A 24,792-nucleotide genomic window follows, 5' to 3' on the forward strand; every position below is an offset into this window, starting at 1 on the left:
CTAGATCATATCAGGAAGCGCTTCGTGATAAGTTGACCGCCGTCAATGAGTGTGTCTATTCCGGTACTCACTTGCTTTCAAGCACAACGCGGTCATACAACGGCTGAGTCGGTCGCGCGTCGTGTCGGTACAATTTCGAAAACTGCTCGATCTCGGCGGAAGAAACGGTTACCGGGTGCTTAAGGACGAACCAAGTTACATTCTCGCTGCAAGGCGGAGTAGTAAGCGATCCTGAAAAGGTATAGTAGCTCCGGTCTACCGGAAGCAGGCCGGCTGCGTCGACGCTGACGTTCGTAACCGCTTCTTCTTTTTCCTTTTCCTTTGGCAAATCTTTCCATAATTCGTGCACCAGGGCGTTGTCTTTTCCCTGCCGCAGGAGCACCGCGACTACTGCGAGACTTCCTTCCTCGTCCGCATGTACCAGATGCACCACCATTTCATAACCCTTGCCGTTGATGCGCTCTTCGCTTGGCCGGTGAAAATGGAACTGTTTTAAGGCATAGCTTCTCCCGTTAACCGAGATGGAACTTCCTGGCTCGTAATTCACCATAATCGTGTGACCGTTATCGATTATGTGCAGTGAGGAAGGTTTGTAGTCGAATTGGATCGGCGGAAGATCGGCCTTCTGAGGATTGCGGATGTCAATCGGCGACTGGCGATGCCCATTTTTGCACAAAGTATATTCCGGTTTCAGGTCGCCCCAGTGGCCTGGTCCGTGCGACGTACCGTAGTCCCAGTCGTGTTCCCGGGCTGTGCCGCTGGCTGCGAAAAGTAGCGTCCAGCAAATGATGACTACACAGGCGGAATATTTTCGAATCTGCATACGAACTACAGAAGTAGCCTTTACGTTTCCTACTTTGCCTCCGCGTACTTCTTTAATTCCGCCTTCTGATCCTTTCGCAACGCTTGCAGCTTCTGCCATTGTTCTGCGGAAAGAAAGGACTTCATTTTGTTGTCTGACCCGCCCACGATGGCCTGCAGTCTCTTCACCTTGTCCTTTTTCGAAAGCACCGGATTAGCACGGATCTGTTCGAGAAGTCCCATTTCCTGTTCGAGAATCGGCCTCATCTTTGCTTGTTGATCGGAGGTCAAATTCAATTTCTCGCCTAAGTTTTCGATTCTGGAAGTGAAATAGGAGCCTTGCTTATTCTGTAGGTCGCCAACCACTGAGTTATCTGATTGTGAAAAGGAACTCACAATGAGATAAGGAGCGCCGAATAGTGCAGCTATCAAGAGCAAGTACCGGCCAAGCCTCATCGGTAATCTCCTTGTTGTAAGGTGGGCCCGCTCAGGCTCGGCCGGAGCGGGCCATGGAACTACATTACTGTTATGCAGCTATTCTCTCAGCAATCTTGGTCTGGACAATGTTCCGGAGCATCCGCTTGGTTCGCTCGAGGAATGCGAGTTTGTCTGCAAGTGCGCTCTCCAGCAGCACTCCGACGGCAGGATGCCCTGTCACATCGGCGGCTGCGATCAGAGCGACGTACTCGCCAATCCGGAAGTGAATTAGGTGGCTCATCTTGGCCAGGACAAATAGATGTCTCGCCACTGGAAGCTGTATCTCGGCGAGCTCGCGGCGAAAGTCCTCCACAAATGTCTCGTAAAAACGTCCACTGGCCTTCACAGGTTTTTCGCCGATCAGCCTGAAGCACTCATCGATGGTGGCAAGGGTCTTTTCTGCGACGAATGCCCGTGCCTCCAGGGCCGCCTTGACCTCTGGATTTTGGGCAGCATCGCCGATCTCCTGCAAGATCTTTGTGGATCGCTCACTACCCTGGCGCAGATCGCTAAGCATCCGCACAAAAAGTTCCTTAGGATTGTTAACTGGCATTACGTTCTCCTTTTCGGGTTTAGTTATCGGTTGATTCTGCGTTGATTGGCTTTGAGTGGTTTGAAATTTGGATTACTGAGGGCGCGCTCGGATTATGGAGTCGTCACAATCCGGCAGGAACTGTCAGAAGTGCATAACTTCAGTAGACAATTAAGACAGGCTGTCATTGTGACCCTCTCATCACACCGGCACAGCTGTTAGAGATGACAGGCACACACCACGTTGGTATCGCGGCTTAGTTAGGTGGTAGAAACGTGATTTCTGATGGCGTATTTGACTAAGTCGGCATTGTTCTTCGCCCCAATGGTTTCCATGATGCGGTATTTGTGGAAGGCGACTGTCCTCGTAGTCAAGTGCAGGATATCGCCAACTTCCTTCATCGCCTTTCCTTCCGCGAGCAGTTGCAGAACCTCGCGCTGTCGGCGAGTAAGCCGGTCTTCTTCGCTGATCAGCTTTGGAGATTGAAAGCGCAATCGGTTGGACGTCTCTTCGGCGATGCTAGCGGACATGTAACGCTTACCGCGCAATACGTCTCTTACCGCGATGACGAGTTCGGAGGCAGCGCAGGTTTTTAAGAGATAACCAGAGGCTCCGCATCGGAAAGCGTCGGTTGCGAGCTGCGCATCGAGACTCATAGTCAAGTAGAGGAGCTTGACGCAGGGAAGTACCTTCTTTACGTGTTTGCCGGCATCGAGGCCATTCAATATTGGCATTGCAATGTCGAGGACAACTACATCCGGCTTCAATTCCTCAGCCGCCTGCACGAGAGCGCGCCCGTCGCACACCGTGCCAATAACTTGAAATTCGGGCTCAAGCATTTTTTTGCATAGCTCGGCCACCAGAGTGTGATCGTCGGCTATCAGAACGCGAGGACGGTTTCCAGTTAGGGGCATGGCAAAACCTCGGAGCGTCAGCCTAACTGGTGCTGCTTGCTTGCCCTACTCGCAGAATTAACAGTCGGCCACAGGGATGCAAAAGCGAAGATAAACAGGGAGACTTACAGGGGAAAATTCTCCGCAACGGCAAAATGCTTGGAATTCTGCCGGAAATCGGCAAATTTCGCTCCCAGGCTGGGAATTAACAGCGAACTTTGACCAAATTCGGCTAAGCTCTGCGACCACAATTGCTTGGCCTGATTTCGCGAAAGATTCACAAAATTATCAAGGAACCACCAGGGACTTTGCCGGCTCTTCGTGCTGCCGCGCTACCAAAATCCTAAATTGGCCGGAGGCGAATCACATTTAGTTCGTTTATCTTCCTCATCGAACACCTCCTATCGAACACCGATCTAGATAGCAAATCTCCGAACCGATCCTAATGGAAAGTAAGGGGCCCGAGTACACCTTCCTCCAGCAGTTTTGACAGTTCAAAAAAGGCAAGGCCGGAATATAAGTCAAGAGAGGATTTGAAAAATCACTCTTGTGTCGACCACAAGCTGACAGGTTTCTGCGCAAACATCAGGGTCACACTCCCGTGTGCGAAGAGATGAGGCCAGTGGGCGAGCAAGAGCGTGAGGTAATGCAATGACTATGAATCTATTTCTTAGCCGAACGCTCACGCTCGCCCTTGCACTCATCATGCTGTTGGTCGGTGTGTCAGCAAGTGCGCAGCAATCCAAGCCGCGAATTGAAAAGGATCTGCTCGGAGAAAAAGAAATTCCCGCCGACGCCTACTACGGCGTGCAGACCGCGCGGGCACTGGAGAACTTCCAGCTCTCCGGCGTGGCGATCAATCATTATCCCGGGTTTGTGGAAGCGTGGGCCATAGTCAAGCTCGCGGCTGCACGAGCCAACACCGACGTAGGTGCCATGAAGAAAGAGCGGCTTGACGCGATCGAGAAGGCTTGTAAAGAGGTGATGGCCGGCAAATATCACGATCAATTTCAGGTGGACTGGTATCAGGGTGGCGCCGGCACGTCGACGAACATGAATGCCAACGAGGTGCTTGCAAACGTCGCACTGGAGGCATCCGGTCACAAGAAAGGTGAGTATCAGTTCATTGAGCCGCACGACGATCTCAACATGTCGCAATCGACGAACGATTCCTATCCGACGGCGATCAAGGTGGCGATTCTCATGCGGAACGACAAGCTCGTCGCTGAGCTTGAAAAACTCGTGGCGTCATTCCGCACGAAAGGCGATGCGTTTTTAGAGATTGTCAAAATGGGACGCACGGAAATGCAGGACGCCGTGCCCATGACAGTCGGACAGGAGTTCCATGCCTTCGCGGCATCGCTGGAAAGCGAAATACAGTTGTTGAAGAACGCGGAAAAGTCGCTCTATGCCGTGAACATGGGGGCGACCGCCATTGGTACCGGCATCAACGCTCCGGAAGGATATGCGGAAAAGTGTGCCGCACATCTCGCCAAGCTTACCGGCAAGCCGATTGTGCCGGCTACCGACATGCTGGCCGCTACATGGGATCAGCAGGGCTTCATAGTCTATTCCTCGGCGCTGAAAAGCCTCGCCATTAAGCTCTCAAAAATCTCAGGTGACCTCATCCTGCTGACGTCGGGACCGCGCGCCGGACTCTCGGAGATCGACCTTCCGGCCTTGCAGCCTGGCTCTTCGATCATGCCTGGCAAGGTAAACCCGGTTGTTCCCGAAGTGATGAACCTAGTCACCTTTCGAGTGATGGGCAACGACTATGTTGCGACGCTGGCTGCTCACAGTGGACAGCTTCAACTCAACGCCTACGAACCGATCGAAGGTTTGTCGGTGCTCGAATCACAGCATCTGCTGTACCGCGCATCGATCCTTTTCCGGACAAAGTGCATTGACGGAATCACGGTCAATGAAGAAGTACTGGCTCACTACATGGAGACCACCGTTGGCATCGTTACTGCGCTCAATCCCATCCTGGGCTACGACAAGTCCACGGAGTTGGCGCAAGAGGCTTACAAGAGCGGCAAAGGCATACTCGAGATCATCCGGGAGAAAAAGATCCTGACTGAGCCGCAGATTAAAGAGTTGCTCGACCCGGCCAAGCTCACGAACCTCAACAAAAGCAAATATGCAAGGAAGTAGCGCGACGGGGCAGGGAAGCCCCGCACGCGACTACTGGAAGGAAATGTCATGAAACGATCCTACAGAATTTCGGTAGCAGTATTCCTCTCACTGATTGTCAGCGTCGGCTGCGAGAGTGCTTCCTCGAATCAAAACAAAAAACCTAACATCGTCATTCTGGCGACTGGTGGAACCATCGCAGGCGCCGGCGCAACAGGCACACAATCTGCATACACCTCCGGTGCGGTAACCATCGATGCCATGGTGGATGCTGTTCCGGGAGTCAAGGACCTGGCCAATATAAAGGGCGAACAAGTCGCCAACGTCGGATCGCAGGACATGTCTTTCGACATCATGCTGAAGGTGGCCAAGCGCATTAATGAACTGCTTCCCAAAAAGGATGTAGATGGAATTGTCGTTACGCATGGCACCGACACCATGGAGGAAACGGCATACTTCCTGAACCTGGTTGTGAAGAGCGACAAGCCGGTGGTTCTGGTTGGATCCATGCGGCCATCCACAGCGGTCAGCGCTGATGGTCCGCTGAACCTCTATAACGCAGTCGGCGTCGCCGTTGATCCCAAATCGAGAGGCCTGGGCGTGCTGGTGGTGATGAACGACTGGATCCACGCGGCGCACTCGTTGACCAAGACAAGCACGACCGATGTGCAAACCTTCATGTCGCCTTTGCGCGGACTCGTCGGCGTGGCCGCATATGGCCACAACGATTACTACAACGCGCCTCCCTGGAAGCACACGACCAAGAGCGAATTTGACGTCGCGAATGTGACCAAGCTGCCGCGAGTCGACATTGTTTTCGCCTGCGCCGATATGTCGCCGGACTTGATCGACGCCAGCGTGAACAACGGCGCGAAAGGTATCGTCATCGCCGGTGTAGGAAATGGGAATATGAACAAAGCCTCGCTGGAAGCGGCAGAAAGAGCAGCTAAGAAAGGAGTGATCGTGGTCCGCAGCAGCCGCGTCGCGCTAGGGTTGGTGGGCCGCAACGTAGAAGTAAAAGACGACGATATGGGTTTCGTCGCTTCCGATGAGCTTAATCCGCAGAAATCACGAATTCTGCTGTCACTGGCGCTGCTGAAGCAACGTCCGGTTTCTCAGATCCAAGAGCTGTTCTATAGCTACTGAGCCACGGAGATTCTGGCGATCGGACCCAGTGATGAAGGCGTTGCGCTTAGTGGCGGGATTCATTGTGCTTACGGCCGCGTCTCGACTCTTGCTCGCGCAGGAAGCTGTCGCAACGCCTCTAGCTCTTAATCCTGAAGAAGGTTATGCCCAAAATCAATCGGCATCTGCCGATGTTCCAACCAAGGCCCAAGATGGTACTGGCCAGGCCTCGACCAGATCCAACGAGGCACAGGACCCTCACGAAGCATCTCCCGACTCAACTCTTGAGAATACAGTTGATGCAGCCGAGTCCGACGATGGTCCCAGACGCCAGCTTGTGCATTTCAACGAGTACCATGGTCCGTATTTCACCATCAGAGTAGGCGGCGGCTTTCTGTACGAGGCTGATGCGTATTCTCAAGATAGTGAGAGTAAACAACAGTTTTCCATGTCGCCTGCCTTCAAGGTTCGCGATTCACGTCTATTGTTTCGAGGCAGATTTCCCCAGTTCGATCGTTCCGTTACATGGTGCGCCGGGTTCATGTACGACGGTCCCACCGGTAAGTGGTTCGTGCGACAAACCGGAGTCATGATTGCGGTTCCAGAACTGTGGGGCAACTTTTTTATTGGTCGTGCCAAAGAGGGATTTTCTCTCAACAAAGTTATGGCTGGATACGATGGCTGGACCATGGAGAGGTCCACGATGAACGATGCCACAGTCCCTCTTCTGGCCGATGGCATCAAGTGGCTCGGTTACTCACCCAAACACGGTTTCAGCTGGAATCTCGGTTACTTCAACGACATAATGTCAAAAGGCCAGTCGTTTTCCTCCTATTCGAGTCAGGAGGTTGCAAGGCTCATCTGGCTTCCGATCCACTCGGAAGAGACGCGTACCCTTTTCCACATCGGAGCGAACTTGCGTTACGGAAAGCCGGTAGATGACAAACTTCGCCTGAAGTCACGGCCAGAATCCTTTCCTGCACCTTTCTTTCTCGATACCGGGACGTTTGACGCAACAGCGTCGCGCATGGCCGGTCCTGAGGTTTATTACCGAAAAGGTTCGTGGTTGTTCGGAAGCGAGTATTGGTGGGAGAAAGTTTCCTCACAATCGAAGGGCGATCCCGTATTTCATGGAGGAGACGTGGTTGTAACCTGGTTAGCCACTGGTGAGACGCGCCCATATAACACGGTCGGCGGATATTTCCTGGATATAGATCCTAAGAGGCCTGTATTCAAGGGAGGCCCGGGAGCCTGGGAATTTGTCTTTCGACTTTCCCATACCGATCTTAATAGTGGTCCAGTGCAGGGTGGCAGGTTCGTAAGGTTTACACCGATGGCTAATTGGTATCTATCCGAACACGTGCGCCTGGAAATGGCCTACGGTTATGGACGCCTCAACCGTTTCGACCTCAAAGGCAATACTCAATTCTTCCAGACACGTATTCAATTTCAGCTCTGAAAGACTGCTGCTGATTCCGAGCGATCGTGCAATTGCTCAATAGCAAAACTCTTGTTTCACGCACTCTTTAATCGATTGGCGTCAATCGCGTGGATCGGCACACGCGCACAGATGGTGGTGCCGTGGCCCTTTTCCGAATGAATGGAAAGTTGACCCTTAACGAGCTGTAATCTTTCGCGCATGCTGATCAGGCCGAGACCACGACTAGCAATGGCATTTTGCGAGTCAAAGCCGACACCTTCGTCGACGACCGTGAGTTGGATTTCACCTTGATTTGTATTTAGTTCCACTTTAAATCTTCGAACGCCGCTGTGTTTCACCACATTCTGAAGCGATTCTTGTAGGACGCGAAATAAACAAAGCGAAATCTCTGCAGGCAGTTTGCGCGGTACACCTTTATGGCGGAAATCAATCTCCAGGTGATATTCCGCAGATAATTCTTCGCAAAAGCTACGGCTTGCTGCCACCATCCCGAGGTAATCGAGTTTGGAGGAGTGCAGGCGATGAGACAGCGCTTGAACGTTCTTTCCGAGTTGCAATACGCGCCTGTAAACTTCAGCAATCTCATTTTGGACATCGACCGTGGACTCGGAGAGGTGTTGCCTGAGTCGATCCAACCTGATGCCGATGACAGCAATCTGCTGGTTCACGTCATCGTGCAACTCTCTTGCGATCCACGTGCGCTCCCCTTCGTTGGCCGCGATCAATCTGCTTCCAACAGCAGCCAGTGCTTCTTCGGCGAGTTTTGCATCAGTGACATCGACCGCCGCCCCCAGCATCCGCTCAGGCTCACTGTTATCGAAATACAGAAATATCCCGTTTACCCTCAGGCAGCGCACCCTATTGTCTTCTCGGAGTACTCGGAATTCTGCCGTGTAGCATTTGTTCTTCTTCCGCGCCTCTGAGATGGCTTCCCACACCCGTTCTCTATCCTCCGGATGTATGCGGCGGCGATAGTCCTGGACATCTGCGGAATATGCTTCCGACGGTATGCCAAGCACGGTTGGCAAATCACCAAACCAGTGAACCACTCCGCTTTTGACATTCCACTCCCATCCAATCGACCGTCCGGCTGATGTCAAGGGAAGACGTTCGTCAATACTTGTGGATGCTTTTTCCAATCTTCATCCTCACGCGAATGGCGCGCAGCACAGTGCGATTCCCCTTACTACTCCTGATATCGCAGACATGGTGAAACAAAGCGCTTCTCGCTCAGCACCGCCGTCAGCGCCTCTGCCAGGTCGCTGCGCAATTGCGATTTGACGACATAACCTGAACCACCGACCTCCATCGCCGTCTGCACGAAATCGTGATCGCTGTGAATGGTGAGGAAGACGATTTTGGCCTCACATCCTGAGTCACGCAAGGCGACCGCTACGTCGATACCGTTCGGTTCGCCCATGGAGATATCGAGCACAATGACGTCTGGCGTGAGACGCGACCAGTTTTCGAGGACTGATCGACCATTGAGCACGGAAGCCACAATGTGGTAGTCAGATTCGAGGATCTCGGCAACCAAGCTCAGAACTTCGGGGTTGTCGTCGGCCAGAAGTATGCTCGCCTTTGACACGATCTCTCCCTTGACTGCTGACACGGAAAGCCGGCAATGGCACGAAGTGGTGCAACGCGAGCAGACAAAATTCGCGGCGGTTAGCGCTGCACAGCAGCAATAAGTGGTTTGACTTTATGCGCCGTGTCGTACCAAAGCTACTGTCAAATCTAGTGGATGTCGCAACTTAGACCGCGGTACTCGACATACAGTTCGCCAAGACAGGCTCTCCAGGCTTCATACACAACTGCCTGACATCCGCTGTTATTTCCGATAAGGCCAACCAGTATGTTGCGCATTGACTGCGATTGTTCTCTATCACTGCGGAGCGCGCAGCCCACGCTAAAACCATCTCGTTCCGAGTTGGTATCGCATGAAGTGAAGCGAATCCCTGCCTGTCAGAAACTGTACGTACTGACAGTTGTCCGTACGTTCATATCACGCGAAAGTCACAACACCGACAAGGCCATCTTGTGGTGAATACCAGCATCGCAAGTCCAGGCTAGGTCGCGAACACCGCACCGGGAACATGGTTGTCCAGAAGCAAAAGGGTCAATGGGAACTCCGCAGTATCCAGCAGAAATGGCAGAAGGAGAATGGATCTCATGAACGTTCCTTGTACGGTTATTTCGAAATCAGTTAGCTACGCAGCTTTCCTCATTTGTGTATTTGCGGCGTTGTGTGTGCAGTCAGCTCAAGGACAGTCAAGTGACACGGCCAATTCGGACGTTGTGCAACTGAAGAAACAATTGGCAGAGATGCAAGCGCAAATGGAGCAGTTGAGAGATCAGGTCAGGACACTTCAGGAAGCGCGTAAGCCTTCAGTTCGGAATGCCACATTTGCAATTCCGGCGGCGACTGAGCCGATGCCTTCGGAAGCCGCAACGGCGGACGCTGGAGTCACGACCGCGAATGTGGCTGCGGCACCAACGCCGGCCGCAGCTCCGCAAACGGCGTCCACTCCAACGCAGGCGGAACAATCCCTCGATGTCTATGGTTTCGCAATGGTGGATGCGGGTTACTCCTTCAAGTCGAATGATCCCACCTGGTTCGATGTCGTTCGACCCGGGAAGCTTCCATCCTTTCCTGGTCAGTTCGGGCAGAACGGCAACACGTATTGGAGCGTACGCCAGAGCCGATTCGGGGTCAAAGGAGTCCAGCCCACACCTTGGGGAGACTTAAAAGCGGTGTTCGAATTTGACATGTTCGGTGTCGGTAAGGATGCCGGTGTAACTACGATCCGTCCACGTCACTACTACGGCGAGTTAGGCCAGTTCCTGGCTGGTCAAACCAATAGTGCGTTCATGGATATCGACGTTTTTCCTAACACTGTGGAGTATTGGGGGCCAAACGGAATGGTGTTTCTCCGTAATCCGCAGTTGCGCTGGATGCCGATCCAGGGAGACACGCATTTGTGGATTGCCCTAGAAGCTCCTGGCCAATCCGGTGATCAAGGCCTTCTTTCAGATCGCGACCCGGTGCAGAACGTAAAAGCGCGATTCCGATTTCCAGACTTGACTGGACAATACCGGTACAGCGGAAGGTTGGGTTACCTCCAGGGATCAGCGATCTGGCGGAATGTCAAGCTGGACGATACCTTGGCAGACGCATTCAATCTCAACCAGAGCATAAATGGGTGGGGCTTTAGCCTAAGTTCCTTGGTGAAGGCAAAGAAAGATTCCCTCCACCTACAGTATACCGTCGGTAACGGAATCGAAAACTATATGAATGACGCCCCCTTCGATGTCGCTCCGATTCCCAATCCCGGAAATCCAACGCGGCCCATCAAAGGAAAACCTCTGCCCATGTGGAGCATGGTCGCATATCTCGATCACAGTTGGTCAGACAAGTTAACTACCTCGCTCGGGTTTTCGGACTTGCAGATCCAGAATACGAGTCTGCAGGCCGCGAACGCGTATCACGAGGGGCAATATTCGAGCATTAACCTGTTGTACGCGGCTTTCAAGAACGTTATGTACGGCGGCGAATTCCAGTGGGGCCGGCGTACGAACGCCAGAGATGGGTTTAACTCAGAAGACTACAGGTTACAGTTCTCGTTCAAATACACGTTCAACGCCAGAGTTCTAGGTAGCAAATGAGGGTGAAATGGTGAAAGAAGGAGTTTAGAGATGAATGTGAAGAAGATTGCGCTAGTAACACTGTTGTCGGTTCTGGCATTGATACCAACGAGTATTTTCCCTACCGACGTCGCCGCGCAACGGGCAGTGAGCCCAGTCGCTCCCAGACGTGAGTTAGTCGAATCCGTCGTCAAAGAGGCTTACGCGAAGTTCAGCACCGATACCAACGGTAAAAATGCCGACTACATTCCGTACCTCGCTCAAGTGGATTCCAAGCTATTCGGAATCGCGGTCGTAACGACCGATAACCAGTCCGTAACGATCGGCGACGTGAAGTATTCGTTCTCCATCCAGTCGATTTCCAAGGTCTTTACTCTCGCACTCGCGATGGAGGAACTAGGATCAGACAAGGTTTTTGAGAAAGTCGGTTCTGAGCCTACCGGCCGTCCGTTTAATTCACCCCTGGCCGTTGTGGATATGCAAACGCATACTGGAAACCCCCTTGTGAATGCGGGGGCGATTGCAACTACGAGCTTGATTTCTGGTAGCGATGCAACGGCCAAGTGGAACAAGATCCTCGATTTCTATAGCAGAGCAGCAGGAGAGAAGCTGCAACTGATCGACGAGGTGTACAAATCAGAAGCAGCCACGAACACCGGCAACAAGGCTCTTTCCTACCTGCTCGCAAAATATGATCGAATTTATGCCGATCCGTTCGAGTCGGTCGACATCTACACCAAGCAATGCTCCGTCGGCGTGAACGCGCTCCAACTCGCACGCATGGGAGCCATGCTCGCAAATAATGGCATTAATCCCGCCACTGGTGAACGGGTCATCAAGGCCGAAGACATTCCTCACATTCTCGCCACCATGACTATGGCTGGGCTCTACGACGGTTCCGGCGGGTGGGCCTGGCATGTGGGCCTACCCGCAAAGAGCGGAGTTGGTGGCGGCATAGTGGCTATCGCCCCTGGCAAGGGCGCCATCGCCGTCTTCGCTCCTCCGCTCGATGAGGCAGGGAACAGCGTGAAGGCGCAGAAAGTAATTGATTATGTGACGCAGAGACTTAACTACAACCTCTACTCACCCAGTTCTGTGGGGCTCAAATAAGAGGCGCATGAGCTCTTAGGTCAGTACAGTTGACGCGAGAGCTCTTTGGGCTCAACGCAGGCTTCTTGGCTGCTCCGTCGACTAGAAGCATGACATGAGGATATTCGCGTGAAACGAGCTATCTGGAGAGCAGCGTTGAGATTCCTTGTATTGTTACTGGTCGTCGAGAGCTTCTCGAGTGTCGGCATTTGCCAGGCAACAGCTCTTAACGCCGATAGTTCACCGGCTCCCGAGAAGATTGTCTCTGCAGAAGTACTAAAAGATCTGGATCGTGTGATCGAGCAAAACCGCAAACTTGAAACGCAAAACCAAGAACTGATGGAACAAATCGAGTCTTTGCGGCTACTACTTAAAAAGCAGGCGGAACCCGAGGCCGGCACACCGGAGACCCACGACGTGCTCGCCAAGAGCCCGGATATCAACGCAGGGGATGCGGCGAGCAATGGACAAGCGAGTGCCGCCGCAAGTGTAGAAACTACTCCACAAGCGCAGAAGAAATGGGGCACTTATACTCCTAACTTTGGCTTCAAGCTTGCAAATACTGAATATGGGGACCTAAACCTCAGCACTTTTGCCTACGTCCGCTATCTCAACCAGCGTCTGCTCGCCCCCACTTCTACAAATTCGTTTGGCACTGTCAGTAACATCCAGCAACGTCAAGACGTAGAGCTGAACAAGGTGCAATTCAAGTTTCTCGGTTGGCTGTTAAGCGAGAAGCTCAGGTACTTCCTTTATGCGTGGACGAACAATGCTGCAATGGGGCGTTCTTTTTACATCGCGCTCGCAGGCTATACAGGGTTCAATTTCAACAAGCACTTCTCACTGTGGGGAGGCTTAAATGGTCTTCCAGGTACACGCAGCATCGAAGGCAATTTCCCGTTCTGGCTCTCAGTAGACGCCCGTGAGAGCGCCGACGAGTTTTTCCGACCTTCATACTCGCAGGGAGTATGGGCAAAGGGAGATATCACCGACAAGCTTCGATACCACGTGATGGTGGGGAACAATCTAAGCACCCTTGGCGTAAATGCCGCTCAGTTCAACAATAAGTTCAATACTTTTTCCAGCGCTGTGGTGTGGGAGCCCACCACGGGCGAGTTTGGACCCGGCTTCGGCGATTACGAAGACCATCAGAAATTAGCCACAAGAGTCGGAATACACTTCACGCGAAGCGACGAGAACAAAGAGAGCCAGCCGGCCACGGATGCATTCGAAAACACTCAGATCCGGCTTACGGATGGAACCATCATCTTTACAGATAATATTTTCGGCCCAGGGGTAACGGTAACTGACGTTCGCTTGCGCATGAGCACAATCGACGGCGGATTTAAGTACAAAGGCAAGGCGGTGGAAGGCGAGTATTTCATGCGTTGGCTCGACGACTACAAAGGGCCAGGCACCTCGATAGTTCCTAATTTCTTCGATCACGGATTCCAGATGCAGACATCCGCGATGGTGGTGCCGAGGACGTGGCAGGTCTATCTCACCGGGTCAAAGATTTTTGGAAGTCACGGGGATCCGTGGGACACGCGCCTTGGAACGAACTTCTTCCCATTTAAGAACCGCGTGGTCCGCTGGAATAACGAAGTAATTTATATGGCCAAGTCTCCCGTAGGTTACACCGCCATTCCTTTCACACTTGGCGGTAAGGGATGGGCTTTTCACTCGAATTGGGAAATCGCTTTCTGAGCGTATTTCGCAGGCTGAGACGGACTCAAGAATTAACACTACCGAGCCTTTTTAGATAGCGCTAGCTTGGCAGAGAGGAGACCGGCCAGGAAGGCCGTGAGTCAGTAAATGAATTCGAAACACATAGTCTCCAGAAATATAATTCGCAGTCTGCTGGCATTGCTTTGCTGCGTTCTCTTGGCGCCGGGGGAGATATTTGCATATGGTTCCTACCAACCGACAACTTCGTCGCAGGCATCATCAACAACGCAACCAGCCGCCAAAATTCCACCAGACCAGTTGGACTCGCTGGTTGCGCCCATTGCTCTCTATCCGGATCCTATGCTTGCCCAGACTCTGGCAGCGTCAACGTATCCACTCGAACTCATCCAGCTCCAACAGTGGTTAACAAAGAACAAGAGCTTGAAAGATAAAGCCCTGCTGGACGCCGTCTCCAAACAGCCCTGGGACCCGGCCGTTCAGGCGATGGCCGCATTGCCTGACGTAGTAAAACGGTTGACGGATGACGTTCAGTGGACTACTGATTTGGGAAACGCCTTCCTGGCCCAGCAGAGCGAAGTGATGGACGCTGTGCAGCGGATGCGAAAGAAAGCGCAGGATACCGGCAATCTTAAGTCAAGCGAACAACAGAAGGTGGAAACAAAGGTTGTCGAGAGCAAACAAATAATCGTGGTGGAGCAGGCGCAGCCGCAAGTGGTGTATGTGCCGTCCTATAACCCAACAGTGGTGTATGGTCCGCCAGTCTACCCTTATCCCCCAATCTACTATCCACCAGCAGGGTATTACGCAGCAGGAATGGCGATCTCATTTGGTATTGGGATAGCTATGGGAGCCGCCTGGGGCGGAGGTTGGGGTTGGGGAGCCGGTTGGGGCGGGAACAACGATATTACGATTAACCGCAACAATAGCTTCAATCGAAACACGAACGTCAGTGGCGGCAATCGCACCAACATCGGTAACGGCAACCGGGGTGGCAATAGCTGGCAGCACAATCCCAGTCATCGCGGTGGCACGCCTTATGGAGACCGAGGCACGGCTAACAAATTCGGCGGGACGACGCGCGGTGATTCGTTAGCGAATCGCCAATCGAGCGCGCGACAGCAAGTAGGACGCCAGCAGGGCAATGTTTCAAATCGGGCGTCAGGAGTCAGCTCAGGGAATCGGGGCGGGGGAGCGGGAGTCAGTGACCGCAGTGCCGGCGGGAGCCGAGCAGGAGTCAGCGATCGCAGCGCCGGCGGGAGCCGCGGAGGCGGCGGAGGCGCCGACAGCATTGGTAGCCGCGATGTATCTCGAGGTAGCAGCGGCGGCGGCGGGAACCGAAGCGCATTTGGAGGAGGATCGGGAAGCTACAGCGGTTCAAGTGCCCGTTCCAGCGGCAGCCGTGGCTCTTCCAGTATGGGATCTCGTGGAGGCGGCGGTGGCGGTTCCCGCGGCGGAGGCGGAGGTCGAGGAGGAGGAAGACGTCGGTGAGGACGCAGATTGGAATCACAGTGATAGGAGCGAAGACATGAGATCCAAATCCGCGAGTGAAGTTCTATTACGGTGCGCATGGATCGTTGCCGGCATTTTGGCCGCGATCGTTGTCGTATGTTTGTTCACGGGCGTTGGCATTTCAGCGCAGTCGGCCAGTGCGGCTACTACTTCGAAAGCCCAGGGGTCGGGTATCGCGAGCTTCGCAACTCCACAGCAGGCGGCAGATGCCCTAGTGAATGCAGCCGAGAAATTCGACGTTGGTACTCTCATTGGAATTGTTGGTCCTGCGGATGCGGACCTTATTCTTACCCACGATTTTGTACAAGATCGCCAGCGAGCCAAAGAGTTCGCAGCCCTGGCGCGTGAGAAGAAAAGTGTGTCAGTAGATCGAGCAACGCAGACCCGCGCGTTCCTATTACTCGGCAAAGACGATTGGCCTTTCCCGCTGCCAATCGTGAAGAAAAACGACAAATGGTCGTTTGATGCTAAAGCAGGTCGCCACGAACTCCTTGCCCGCCGCATTGGCACAGACGAACTCGACGCGATTCAAGTGTGTCGCGGTTACGTAGAAGCACAGTACGAATATGCCCTCAAGCCACGCGAAGGGTATGACGTAAATCAGTTCGCCCAACGCATCGTCAGCACTCCGGGAAAACAGGATGGACTGGCTTGGCAAGATCCGGATGGCACCTGGCATGGTCCGGCTGGCGAAAACGTTGCGCGTGCTATCCAAGCAGGTTATTCCGACGTGAGCGAGCCCTATCATGGCTATTTCTTCAAAACTCTAAAGGGTCAGGGTCAAGCCGCGCCGCTCGGAGCGATGGACTTTGTAGTGAACGGCGCGATGATCGGCGGTTTTGCACTGGCGGCAGCTCCAGCCGAATACGGCGAGACAGGAATAATGACTCTTCTGGTCGGCTACGACGGCGTGGTTTACCAGAAAGACTTTGGTCCCTCTACCCTCGATCAATTCAAGAAGATGGAACTCTATAACCCTGATAAATCCTGGACGCCAGTACCGGAAGATTAACTGAGCGAAGACAAGGTGTGAGGACTCTGTTGAAGAGCGAACAGAATTTTCGGGAGTGTCTCATCTCTCAAGTGACTGTCGCTGTAATCGCGCTGATGTTGCTGTGCGGCAGCAACGTTAGAGCTCAATCGGCACCAGCCACGCCCACTCAGTTCGAACTGAACGATACGCATTTTCACCTCACCAATTATGTTCAGCAGGGAACTGACATTCACAAATTTCTCGAGATCATGGGCAACAAGGTTGGGCGCGTCGCATTGTTCGGCATTCCGCTGCAGCAGCAATGGTCTTACCGAGTCGACGGCGACCGCGCTCCCACTTACTACTTGAACACGGACGCTCCGCTCTACTACTACTCGTTCACAGACGCATGGATCGCGACGGCTTACAAATCCCTCACACCAGCCGAGCAGGCCCGCTTCGATCCCATGATTACGGGCTTTAATCCTACGGATATGTATGCCGTGGACCATATCCGCCGCGTGCTTCAGGCTTTTCCAGGCGTCTTCTCGGGCATCGGAGAGTTCTCGATCCACAAAGAATTCGTGTCAGCAAAAATTGCAGGAGAAGTCGCGAGTCTCCGGGATCCGGCGCTCGACAAGATTCTTGATTTTTGTGCGGAAGTCGGACTTGTCGTACTCCTGCACAACGACATGGATGTCCCATTCGCTAAGGAAGGCTCTCAGCCCGCGTACTTGGGCGAAATGAAGGCCCTTTTCAAGCGGCATCCAAAGACAACCATCATCTGGGCCCACACGGGTATGGGCAGAATAGTCCGCCCGATAAAGAATCATGCCGCGAACATTGCAGAGATCCTGGCCGATCCCGAGTTCAATCACGTTTACTTTGACATCTCGTGGGATGAGGTCGCCAAGTATATCGTCTCAAGCCCGGAAGCGACCAGGACAGCTGTAGACCTGATTAACCGATATCCCGACCGGTTCCTTTTTGGAACAGATGAAGTTGCGCCGCAGGATCAACAAAAGTATCTGAGGGTTTATTACCAGTACGGTCCGTTGTGGCAGTTGTTGAACAAGGAGGCAAGCACGAAGGTTCGTAAAGAGAACTATGAGCGGATTTTCGACGCCGCACGGCTGAAGGTTAGGTCGTGGGAACGGGCACAAGCCTCTCACTGAGGCGCACGTTGCGATGTAAGCGGCCGTCAAGTCCCGCCGGCTCTCGTGCGTCTCCATTGGTAGTGAACAACTGCATTTTTTGCCAGTTTTACCATCAATCAGGGGCAGCTACTGTGACCATAGTTTGTGGCAGTCTGCGAGCGTGGGAGTAGGGGATGGGGCGACGGCGAATACTGATCCTGGATGACGACGCGCTGACGGTCGAACGGATCCAAAAGATCCTGGAACCGCACTTTGAAGTGGTGGCCAGGGCGGGGGACGGCGATACTCTGTTTGGCATCGCTCCCAGTCTGAGACCAGACGTAATCCTCGTAGACATCAGAATGGCTGCTCGAGCCGGGTTCCACACGGGGCAAGAGTTAAAGAGCCGTTTACCCAGCACTAAGTTCATCCTGCTTGCAACTAAGGAAGATACCGACATTGCCAGCGATGCCATGCGGCACTGGGCTTCTGGTTATGTCTTTAAGAAATCGGGAGCTTCCGAGTTGATCAAGGCAATCAGGGAAGTGCTAAAAGGGAATTGGTACGTCACACCCAAGCTGGCTCAGCAATTACTCGATCACTTCGTTCGGGATCCAGGCCCCGAACACACCGCTAAACTTACTCCGCGGCAGCGCGAGGTTCTTCAGCTCCTGGCCACAGGAAAGAACATGAAGGAAGCAGCAGACATCTTGCACATCACGCGGAGAACCATCGCCTTCCATAAGTATCGAATCATGGACGAGTTTGGTTTGAGGACCAACTCTGATTTAATGGTCTTCGCGATCCGCGCGCACGTCATAAGCGCCTAGTGATTACAACGGGCGACTAGTTCATCTAATGCCGTCCAAACGGCGACGCAACTTTGGCAGGCGTCCTTCTCCCCTGCTGAGGCGGGCCTTGATCTCCTGGAATTCGCTCGTGTCGATGATGTACTCACCACGGTCTGGAAGGTACGTAGCAATCTCATGCTGCGCAAGCTTGATTCGATCAACTGTCATTGGGTGAGTCGCGAATGCCTTATTCATCAACGAGCGCTTTTGGGTTTCTCCTGCGCCCATCGTCTCGAAAAACGCGATGAACTCCTGCGGATCGTATCCCGCCGTGTATTGATATTCCAAACCGAGCAGATCAGCCTCGCGTTCGGCATCGCGGCTGAATTTCATGTAGGTCATCGGACGGGCAAGACCTGCCAGTCCCCGAACAGCGAGTCCCACGGGACCGCCGACGAGAATGAGCGACATCGAAGCCGCATCGAAGATCTGCGCGCGAGTAGCATTCTTGGTGCCGTGTCGAGCCGCAACATGGCCAACTTCGTGCGCCATGGCTGCAACCAATTCGGCTTCATTGTCAGCCGCGAGAATCAGTCCTCGATTTATATAGAGAAATCCCCCTGGCAAAGCAAATGCATTTAGATCGTCGTCGTCGAGGACTTTGATCACGAATGGAATTTTGCAATCAGAATTCTGAACTACGTTCAGACCGAGGCGATTCAGGTATTCATTCACGACCGGGTCAGCAATTAATCGCGACGAGCTTTCTATGGCATTTGCTAATTCTTCTCCAAGTTGACGTTCCTGCTCCGCGGAGTAGAAGTCGAGTCCACGACCGATACCCCGATCTCCGATTCTCGAAATGTCGTACTTTGCCTTTGACTTGGAGGTTTGGGATATGTCTTTATTCCGGGCATTCGTCGCACTGGGTAGGTGGTTAAGCCCAGAATTAACTGGAGTCTCGGGCGCCGTGGTCACTGGTTCTGGGCTGATCGACTGTGCTGTTGATTCTCGTGGAACAAGACCCAAAAGAAGAACGATCAACAGAATGATTCCTTGAATGATTTCTCCGAAACGTGAAATCAGTCTTATTTGCGCCTGCATATCATCTTCGCTTCAGCACCAAGATCGTAGAGGTGAGAACGGCTTGTGAAAACTGTCAGCTTCGACAGAGATGAGAAGAAAGCGCGTGAAGAGAGAACTCGGAGGCTGAGCGTGGGCTAGTCAAACAGAGCGCGGCTTGCAGAACGATAAGGTCGGGTCGGCGGCTATTCGGCGGCCGTTCAAGCCCTGTCTATATTGCTGGTTGTCTGGCGTCAGCAGCGATGTTACAAGTGAGTCGCAACTTTAATCCAGGTCTTCAAGAAATCTTGGAGTGGGAGGTCACAATGCCTCTATCGAAGCGCGCGTTCGCTGAGTTCATGGGTACTTTTTGGTTGGTGTTTGGCGGGTGCGGCAGCGCGGTCCTTGCTGCAGCATTTCCTCAATTGGGAATCGGATTACTCGGAGTTGCGTTGGCCTTTGGCTTGACAGTTCTGACAATGGCCTACGCCATCGGACACGTGTCTGGGTGTCATCTCAATCCTGCCGTTTCTGTCGGCTTGTGGATGGGCAAGCGTTTCCCAGCTTCCGAGCTAATCCCGTACATTGTCGCCCAGGTGCTGGGAGCGATTGCGGGCTCTGGAGTCTTGTACGTGATCGCCTCCGGGAAGGACGGATTTTCGACTGCTGCAGGTTTTGCGTCGAATGGCTACGGCGCTCACTCGCCCGGGGGATATTCCTTGCTCGCCGCCCTGGTCGCCGAGGTAGTGCTGACGTTCTTTTTCCTGATGATCATTCTCGGCTCAACCGACAAGCGCGCACCGCAAGGGTTTGCTCCAATCGCGATCGGACTCGGCTTGACGCTAATCCATCTTATCGGTATCCCGGTCACGAACCTTTCTGTGAATCCCGCGCGGAGTACTGGACCAGCGCTATTTGTCGGAGGCTGGGCACTGGCACAACTGTGGATGTTCTGGGTCGCTCCCATTGTGGGCGCAGCGATCGCCGGCGTTGCCTACGGAGCATTCGCTGGCGCCGCCGAACCAGCGGTGGTGCGCGCAGCGGCTGCGCGCTAGTCGCGCAACCCACGCTTCCGGTTTCGACACAGTAAGGTGCTACCTTTGTTTGGTCCCCGAGGACGCAGCAGCCTAACGTGCCCGATTCGGCATGGTCTAAGCCAGGAGTCTGCTTCGAAGAAACTTCCATAATGGCAATGCTTCAACCGCGAAGATGGGTGGCGGCATCCGACAACAACTAACAGTTCTGACAGGTTATGGTCGCCTCACGCTCTGTTCCAATATCGGAGCGGAGCGGCAGCTCTCGACCTCGTGACCGTGGCCGCATTCAGTGGTAAGGAGAACGGTGATGAAATCCAGAACAATCACACGAGTTATCGTTATTATCTTGCTGGCTACCGGTCTGGCGAATGCCGACTCCCCTGACGAGAAGCGGGAGAAGAGTCGAAAGATGGCATCCCAAACCTTACAAGACCTATATAAGCTGCAGCCGACTGCTCAGGGAGCTATCCAAAACGCTGCTGGGTACGCTGTCTTCAATAACATGGGGACGAACCTGTTTGTGTTGAGCACAGCGCGTGGCGCGGGGATCGCCGTCAACCCCAAGACGAAGCAGGAGACCTTCATGAAGATGATTTCGGCCGGTGCCGGTCTGGGCATTGGCGTAAAAAATTATCGAGTGATCTTCATGTTCGAGAACAATGACGCGCTGACACACTTCCTGGACTCCGGCTGGTCCGGTTCGGCGCAAGCGGACGCTGCTGCGAAGACCAGCAAGGCTGGTGGAGCATACTCGGGAGCCGCTGAGGTTGCACCGGGTGTGTGGGTCTACCAGATTACGAAGAAGGGTCTCGCCCTCCAGCTCACGCTGCAAGGCACGAAGTACTACAAGGACGACGACCTCAACAAACAGAACAAACAATAAACGGGCTTATTTGAAGCTGCGTAAATACGCTATGGGTTTCAAATAACACATTGCAGCAGCTAAGGCCTACTAGGAACAATGCACTTAGCGCCACGATTGGAAGTCCGTGCGTTCACTAAACCGCAGCGACATGTCAGCGATGGATCTCGGCTGAGATCCTTCGCCGGACCCGACAGAGCATCGCGGACCACCTTGGCGCCAGAATGGGAAACTGGCAAAACTGCCAGTGCAGATTGCCGTTTTCAAGCGGCTCAGTAAGCCCTCTTCCTTATTCTTTACGGCTGCAGGCGGCACGACCTTCAACGACAGTCACACCGGCGTTCCTCCGTTCGCACTAGGAGGAATTCGAGACTTGGCCGCTTACGGCGCCAATGAATTAATAACCAATCAGTATTTTCTCTTCCGGATGGGTTACATCCGTCGGTTGGGGTGGGTGATGGGAATCGAATCTCACTCGCAACGTAAATAGAACAACTTAAAGCGCAGCAGATGGCACAAAATACGCTGTTTTAGATCTAAGGCAGTGTGAACGGCACGGAAACGGCACGGGACACTGCAGATTTCCAAACGCATCAGTTACCGACTGGATCACTGCGACCAGTGATCCTCCCGGTCTTTAAATAAAAGGCCGCGGATGACCTGTTAGAGCGCATCAACAATAATCTGATTAAGCACAAGAAGAGTCTTCGGAATCAGGCGATTGCTAAGACTGCTGCTAAGTATGCCGGTCACGGAGTTGCGGGCGGGGCGGGCGGGAGCACCGTTTCACACTCGAATTCACTAAAGAACCTGAGCCCTATCAGTTTGACCTGATGGGCGTGAGTACTAGTTGTGCTTACCTCCGCACAACCGCTTTGTTCTAGTGAAGGCGATTCACCGACTTGCATTGTCGGTACTTCACGGCGGTTGATTTAGCAGTCAAAGTTCTACGCCCAGCCTTGCCGTTCGGATTTCTGTTACCGCCTCAAAAACATGTCGTAGAGAACCCACGCTCTAGCTCCAAGAATGAGTGCTCCTGTCACTCGAATTTGGACGGCTCCCCAGCCGCTGGAGTATCTGTCCTCGGTAAGTGACCCCTGCGCTCTTAGCCAGACTGGCAAGTGAAACCAAGCGCGAGGCGAGGCCAGCATGAAAGCAGCGTTGATCGTCATCAGCACACCTACGATTACCGCAATGCAGGCACCCACAATGCTAATCATCCGCAGCTACCCTTCTTCACACGAACGTTATAGCTCACTCCAAATGAGACCGGAACACGCGTTCCCACTGATGGACCGACCACTGGCGGGCCGCTTCCCGGGGATTTGGTGACAGTTGAGCCTAGTAGTGGCATAGGCTGGAACGTTACGGAGTAGCTCAAACCGTTTGCGATTGCATTTGGGTTCTGTCCAGCAGGAACAGAAACCACGTTTCCACTAAAGCCGCTACCTCCGCCAAGTGCGGGTGCAAACACCAGGGTTGGCCCAGCATACAGGCTTTTTGTGGACGGTACGTAGGACGCGGTTCCGCCAACTCCAAACAAGCTGCCAAATACTGCGCCTGCAAAAGCACCAGGCGGTCCACCAACTAAACCGCCTATGGCATCCCCGGCGATGATCGTCGGAATGTTGGAGGTCACATTGCCACTTACGATAACCGAATAAGCCGCCACACCCCGGACCGGGGCCCGACCACACTTCGCAAGGTCCGGGCTGACTCCGTGCCATATGGCGAGAGCATCAGTCGCAACGGCAAGCATGTGTGGGTTGGTCTGGATGAGGATGAACGCATCATCTGTGTTGCCGCTACTGCGGATGAGGCACGGCGTAAGGTCAAGGGGATTCGTAGGTCAGAAGAGGCTAAGCAAGCCGAGGCAAAGAGGGAGGGGCGGGTCAAATCTTGAGGACGGTTTCGTAAAAGACCGCCGCAACTGTTTTTGCGACATGAATGGTAACTATTGAATCCGAAAAAAATTGGCGTAAACAAAGCAGTTATCAGCGTCTAGCGCATTATTAAGCACTCTAGGGTGTTGGGGAGCACCCGGAAAATGGAATTCAAAAACCGTGGAACTCCAATGGCTCAATGCAGCCGAAGCTGCCCAACATATCCGCGTCAAAACCCGCACAGTTCTTAAGTGGGCCAAGGAAGGCCGCATCCCCGCACACCCGCTGTCCGGCTCAAAGCGCGTGACCTGGAGATTTCTCCGCTCCGAGTTGGATGCTATGCTTGCCTCGCCATCTGCTGCCGAGCATGGGAGGACTCAATGAGCAGCAGAACGAGAAATGGAAGTGTTGTACCAGGACAAGCGCGATAAGTGTTGGCGCTTTTACTGGTGGGAAAACGGCAAACGGCACGCAACGACATTGGGCCGGTTTCCTTCCAAAACGAAGGCATGGGCGGCGGCGAAGCCATACCGGGATGCGGTGGAGGCTACGGCGCTCAGCAAACCATCCGCAATAACGGTAGGGGAATTGGTTAAGCAATACCGGGTTGAGAAGATGCCACAGCGGGCGAGCACAAGGCGCGGATACGAATCATTCATCCGCAACTACATTCTCCCTGAATGGCAAGATTCACAGATTACGGAGCTACAAGCACGGCCCGTTGAATTGTGGATTCAATCTCTCGCTCGTGCCCCAAAAACCAAGGTCCACATCCGGGGACTCATTCAAACTTTGTGGGATTACGCAATGTGGTGCGGGGACGTGGCCACACAGCGGAATCCGATGGAATTGGTGCAAATCAGGAATGCGTCTAAGCGGGTACGAAAACCACGAACCATGACCATTGAAGAGTTTCACCGGCTCTCTGCCGTTCTCACGGAGCCGTACCGAACGATGGCAACAGTCGCCGTATGTCTCGGCCTTCGATGGTCGGAACTTGTGGGCTTGAAGTGGCAGGACATAAATTGGATTAACGGGGAGCTTAGACTTCAACGCGCAGTTGTGAAGCAAGTTGAAGACGAAGTGAAGACCGTTCACTCGAGCAAACCACTTGCACTTGACCCGCGAATTCTAGACCTGCTCAAGCAACATAGACAGAACAGCATCTTCACCGAGCCGGAAGATTGGATCTTCGCTTCGCCCGAGAAGCATGGAAAGCTGCCACGGGGCTACACATCTTTTTGGGAGAAATTGGGACGCGCATGTCAGGACGCGGGCCTCGTCCACGTTTCACCTCACAGCTTTCGGCACAGTTATCGTGCGTGGCTTGATGAAGTGGGAACGCCGATCACTGTACAGCAACGCGCCATGCGTCACGGAGACATCCGCGTAACGATGAACTATGGAGATGCTATTGGTGACGGGTTGCGGGAAGCGTCAGCGAAGGTTGCAGCAAGAGCAATACCACAATAACGGCACGGAAACGGCACGGGACACTAGCTAAGTAATTGATTAATTGGGGTGGGTGATGGGAATCGAACCCACAACGTCCGGAGCCACAGTCCGGTGCTCTGCCAGTTGAGCTACACCCACCATATCGAGGAAAAAGTACGAGCAGAATTCAGATTATAGCAGGTGAGTTTCGAAGTGACCGGCTCATGGAGAGCCGGCGATGTTGATCGGGACTACACATCCCGAAATGGGCTGAACTTTC

General features: G+C 53.5%; 22 protein-coding genes and 1 tRNA gene. 13 read left to right on the forward strand and 10 right to left on the reverse strand.

Annotation, left to right across the window (positions count from 1 at the left end):
- Positions 1 to 67: 67 nt before the first annotated feature.
- From VNX88_11045 to VNX88_11060, 4 genes are all read right to left on the reverse strand, one after another.
- Complete coding sequence (locus VNX88_11045) at positions 68 to 922, reverse strand: carbonic anhydrase (protein ID HWY69197.1); 855 nt, start codon at positions 920 to 922, stop codon at positions 68 to 70.
- Positions 853 to 1,257, reverse strand: a complete 405-nt coding sequence (locus tag VNX88_11050) for a hypothetical protein (GenBank protein HWY69198.1) — start codon at positions 1,255 to 1,257, stop codon at positions 853 to 855. The genes VNX88_11045 and VNX88_11050 overlap by 70 nt, the downstream gene beginning before the upstream one ends.
- A 70-nt stretch (positions 1,258 to 1,327) precedes the next feature.
- Positions 1,328 to 1,831 (reverse strand): DUF892 family protein, encoded by a 504-nt coding sequence (locus VNX88_11055; protein ID HWY69199.1) that lies wholly within the window; start codon positions 1,829 to 1,831, stop codon positions 1,328 to 1,330.
- 239 nt (positions 1,832 to 2,070) lie between these two features.
- On the reverse strand, positions 2,071 to 2,724 hold the full coding sequence (locus tag VNX88_11060) for a response regulator transcription factor (protein HWY69200.1): 654 nt from the start codon (positions 2,722 to 2,724) through the stop codon (positions 2,071 to 2,073).
- A gap of 630 nt (positions 2,725 to 3,354) precedes the next feature.
- On the opposite strand from VNX88_11060, the gene VNX88_11065 reads away from it, so the two are divergent.
- The 3 genes from VNX88_11065 to VNX88_11075 are packed head-to-tail and all read left to right on the forward strand — an operon-like array spanning position 3,355 to position 7,420.
- Positions 3,355 to 4,857 carry an aspartate ammonia-lyase gene (locus tag VNX88_11065; GenBank protein ID HWY69201.1) on the forward strand — a complete coding sequence of 501 codons (1,503 nt, stop codon included), beginning with the start codon at positions 3,355 to 3,357 and terminating at the stop codon, positions 4,855 to 4,857.
- 48 nt (positions 4,858 to 4,905) lie between these two features.
- Positions 4,906 to 5,982: a type II asparaginase gene (locus VNX88_11070; GenBank protein ID HWY69202.1), complete on the forward strand. Its 1,077-nt coding sequence runs from the start codon at positions 4,906 to 4,908 to the stop codon at positions 5,980 to 5,982.
- 31 nt (positions 5,983 to 6,013) lie between these two features.
- Positions 6,014 to 7,420 carry a porin gene (locus tag VNX88_11075; protein ID HWY69203.1) on the forward strand — a complete coding sequence of 469 codons (1,407 nt, stop codon included), beginning with the start codon at positions 6,014 to 6,016 and terminating at the stop codon, positions 7,418 to 7,420.
- 56 nt (positions 7,421 to 7,476) lie between these two features.
- Here VNX88_11075 and VNX88_11080 read toward each other — a convergent pair whose 3' ends face one another.
- Together VNX88_11080 and VNX88_11085 are read right to left on the reverse strand one after the other, a co-directional pair.
- Positions 7,477 to 8,127 (reverse strand): sensor histidine kinase, encoded by a 651-nt coding sequence (locus VNX88_11080; GenBank protein HWY69204.1) that lies wholly within the window; start codon positions 8,125 to 8,127, stop codon positions 7,477 to 7,479.
- Positions 8,128 to 8,588: 461 nt separating this feature from the next.
- The gene (locus VNX88_11085) at positions 8,589 to 8,990 is read right to left on the reverse strand and encodes a response regulator transcription factor (protein HWY69205.1); all 402 of its coding nucleotides are present in this window, start codon (positions 8,988 to 8,990) and stop codon (positions 8,589 to 8,591) included.
- Between the two features lie 662 nt (positions 8,991 to 9,652).
- Between VNX88_11085 and VNX88_11090 the strand changes: the two genes are divergently transcribed.
- The 7 genes from VNX88_11090 to VNX88_11120 all read left to right on the forward strand — a co-directional run bounded on the left by VNX88_11090 (position 9,653) and on the right by VNX88_11120 (position 18,273).
- The gene (locus VNX88_11090; GenBank protein ID HWY69206.1) at positions 9,653 to 11,068 is read left to right on the forward strand and encodes a DcaP family trimeric outer membrane transporter; all 1,416 of its coding nucleotides are present in this window, start codon (positions 9,653 to 9,655) and stop codon (positions 11,066 to 11,068) included.
- Between the two features lie 30 nt (positions 11,069 to 11,098).
- The gene (glsA, locus tag VNX88_11095; GenBank protein ID HWY69207.1) at positions 11,099 to 12,157 is read left to right on the forward strand and encodes a glutaminase A; all 1,059 of its coding nucleotides are present in this window, start codon (positions 11,099 to 11,101) and stop codon (positions 12,155 to 12,157) included.
- A 108-nt stretch (positions 12,158 to 12,265) separates the two neighbouring features.
- Positions 12,266 to 13,843: a hypothetical protein gene (locus VNX88_11100; protein HWY69208.1), complete on the forward strand. Its 1,578-nt coding sequence runs from the start codon at positions 12,266 to 12,268 to the stop codon at positions 13,841 to 13,843.
- 108 nt (positions 13,844 to 13,951) lie between these two features.
- Positions 13,952 to 15,313: a DUF3300 domain-containing protein gene (locus tag VNX88_11105; protein ID HWY69209.1), complete on the forward strand. Its 1,362-nt coding sequence runs from the start codon at positions 13,952 to 13,954 to the stop codon at positions 15,311 to 15,313.
- Positions 15,314 to 15,350: 37 nt separating this feature from the next.
- On the forward strand, positions 15,351 to 16,346 hold the full coding sequence (locus VNX88_11110) for a DUF2950 domain-containing protein (GenBank protein ID HWY69210.1): 996 nt from the start codon (positions 15,351 to 15,353) through the stop codon (positions 16,344 to 16,346).
- A gap of 29 nt (positions 16,347 to 16,375) precedes the next feature.
- Positions 16,376 to 17,482, forward strand: a complete 1,107-nt coding sequence (locus tag VNX88_11115) for an amidohydrolase family protein (protein HWY69211.1) — start codon at positions 16,376 to 16,378, stop codon at positions 17,480 to 17,482.
- Between the two features lie 155 nt (positions 17,483 to 17,637).
- Positions 17,638 to 18,273 carry a response regulator transcription factor gene (locus VNX88_11120; GenBank protein ID HWY69212.1) on the forward strand — a complete coding sequence of 212 codons (636 nt, stop codon included), beginning with the start codon at positions 17,638 to 17,640 and terminating at the stop codon, positions 18,271 to 18,273.
- A 21-nt stretch (positions 18,274 to 18,294) separates the two neighbouring features.
- Here VNX88_11120 and VNX88_11125 read toward each other — a convergent pair whose 3' ends face one another.
- On the reverse strand, positions 18,295 to 19,338 hold the full coding sequence (locus tag VNX88_11125) for a M48 family metallopeptidase (protein ID HWY69213.1): 1,044 nt from the start codon (positions 19,336 to 19,338) through the stop codon (positions 18,295 to 18,297).
- 284 nt (positions 19,339 to 19,622) lie between these two features.
- On the opposite strand from VNX88_11125, the gene aqpZ reads away from it, so the two are divergent.
- Together aqpZ and VNX88_11135 are read left to right on the forward strand one after the other, a co-directional pair.
- Positions 19,623 to 20,351, forward strand: a complete 729-nt coding sequence (gene aqpZ, locus VNX88_11130) for an aquaporin Z (GenBank protein ID HWY69214.1) — start codon at positions 19,623 to 19,625, stop codon at positions 20,349 to 20,351.
- A gap of 289 nt (positions 20,352 to 20,640) precedes the next feature.
- Positions 20,641 to 21,216, forward strand: a complete 576-nt coding sequence (locus tag VNX88_11135; GenBank protein HWY69215.1) for a YSC84-related protein — start codon at positions 20,641 to 20,643, stop codon at positions 21,214 to 21,216.
- A gap of 956 nt (positions 21,217 to 22,172) precedes the next feature.
- Here the strand turns inward: VNX88_11135 and VNX88_11140 are convergent.
- Both VNX88_11140 and VNX88_11145 read right to left on the reverse strand, forming a co-directional pair.
- Positions 22,173 to 22,415 carry a hypothetical protein gene (locus tag VNX88_11140; protein ID HWY69216.1) on the reverse strand — a complete coding sequence of 81 codons (243 nt, stop codon included), beginning with the start codon at positions 22,413 to 22,415 and terminating at the stop codon, positions 22,173 to 22,175.
- Positions 22,412 to 22,834, reverse strand: a complete 423-nt coding sequence (locus VNX88_11145; GenBank protein HWY69217.1) for a hypothetical protein — start codon at positions 22,832 to 22,834, stop codon at positions 22,412 to 22,414. Before VNX88_11145 ends, VNX88_11140 begins: the two co-directional genes overlap by 4 nt.
- Positions 22,835 to 23,477: 643 nt before the next feature.
- On the opposite strand from VNX88_11145, the gene VNX88_11150 reads away from it, so the two are divergent.
- Entirely contained in the window at positions 23,478 to 24,551 is a 1,074-nt protein-coding gene (locus VNX88_11150; protein ID HWY69218.1) for a site-specific integrase, read from the forward strand.
- A 44-nt stretch (positions 24,552 to 24,595) separates the two neighbouring features.
- Here VNX88_11150 and VNX88_11155 read toward each other — a convergent pair.
- Positions 24,596 to 24,671 (reverse strand) — tRNA-His (locus VNX88_11155).
- Positions 24,672 to 24,792 lie beyond the last annotated feature (121 nt).

This window comes from Terriglobales bacterium, assembly GCA_035567895.1.
Lineage (GTDB): Bacteria > Acidobacteriota > Terriglobia > Terriglobales > Acidobacteriaceae > Gp1-AA112.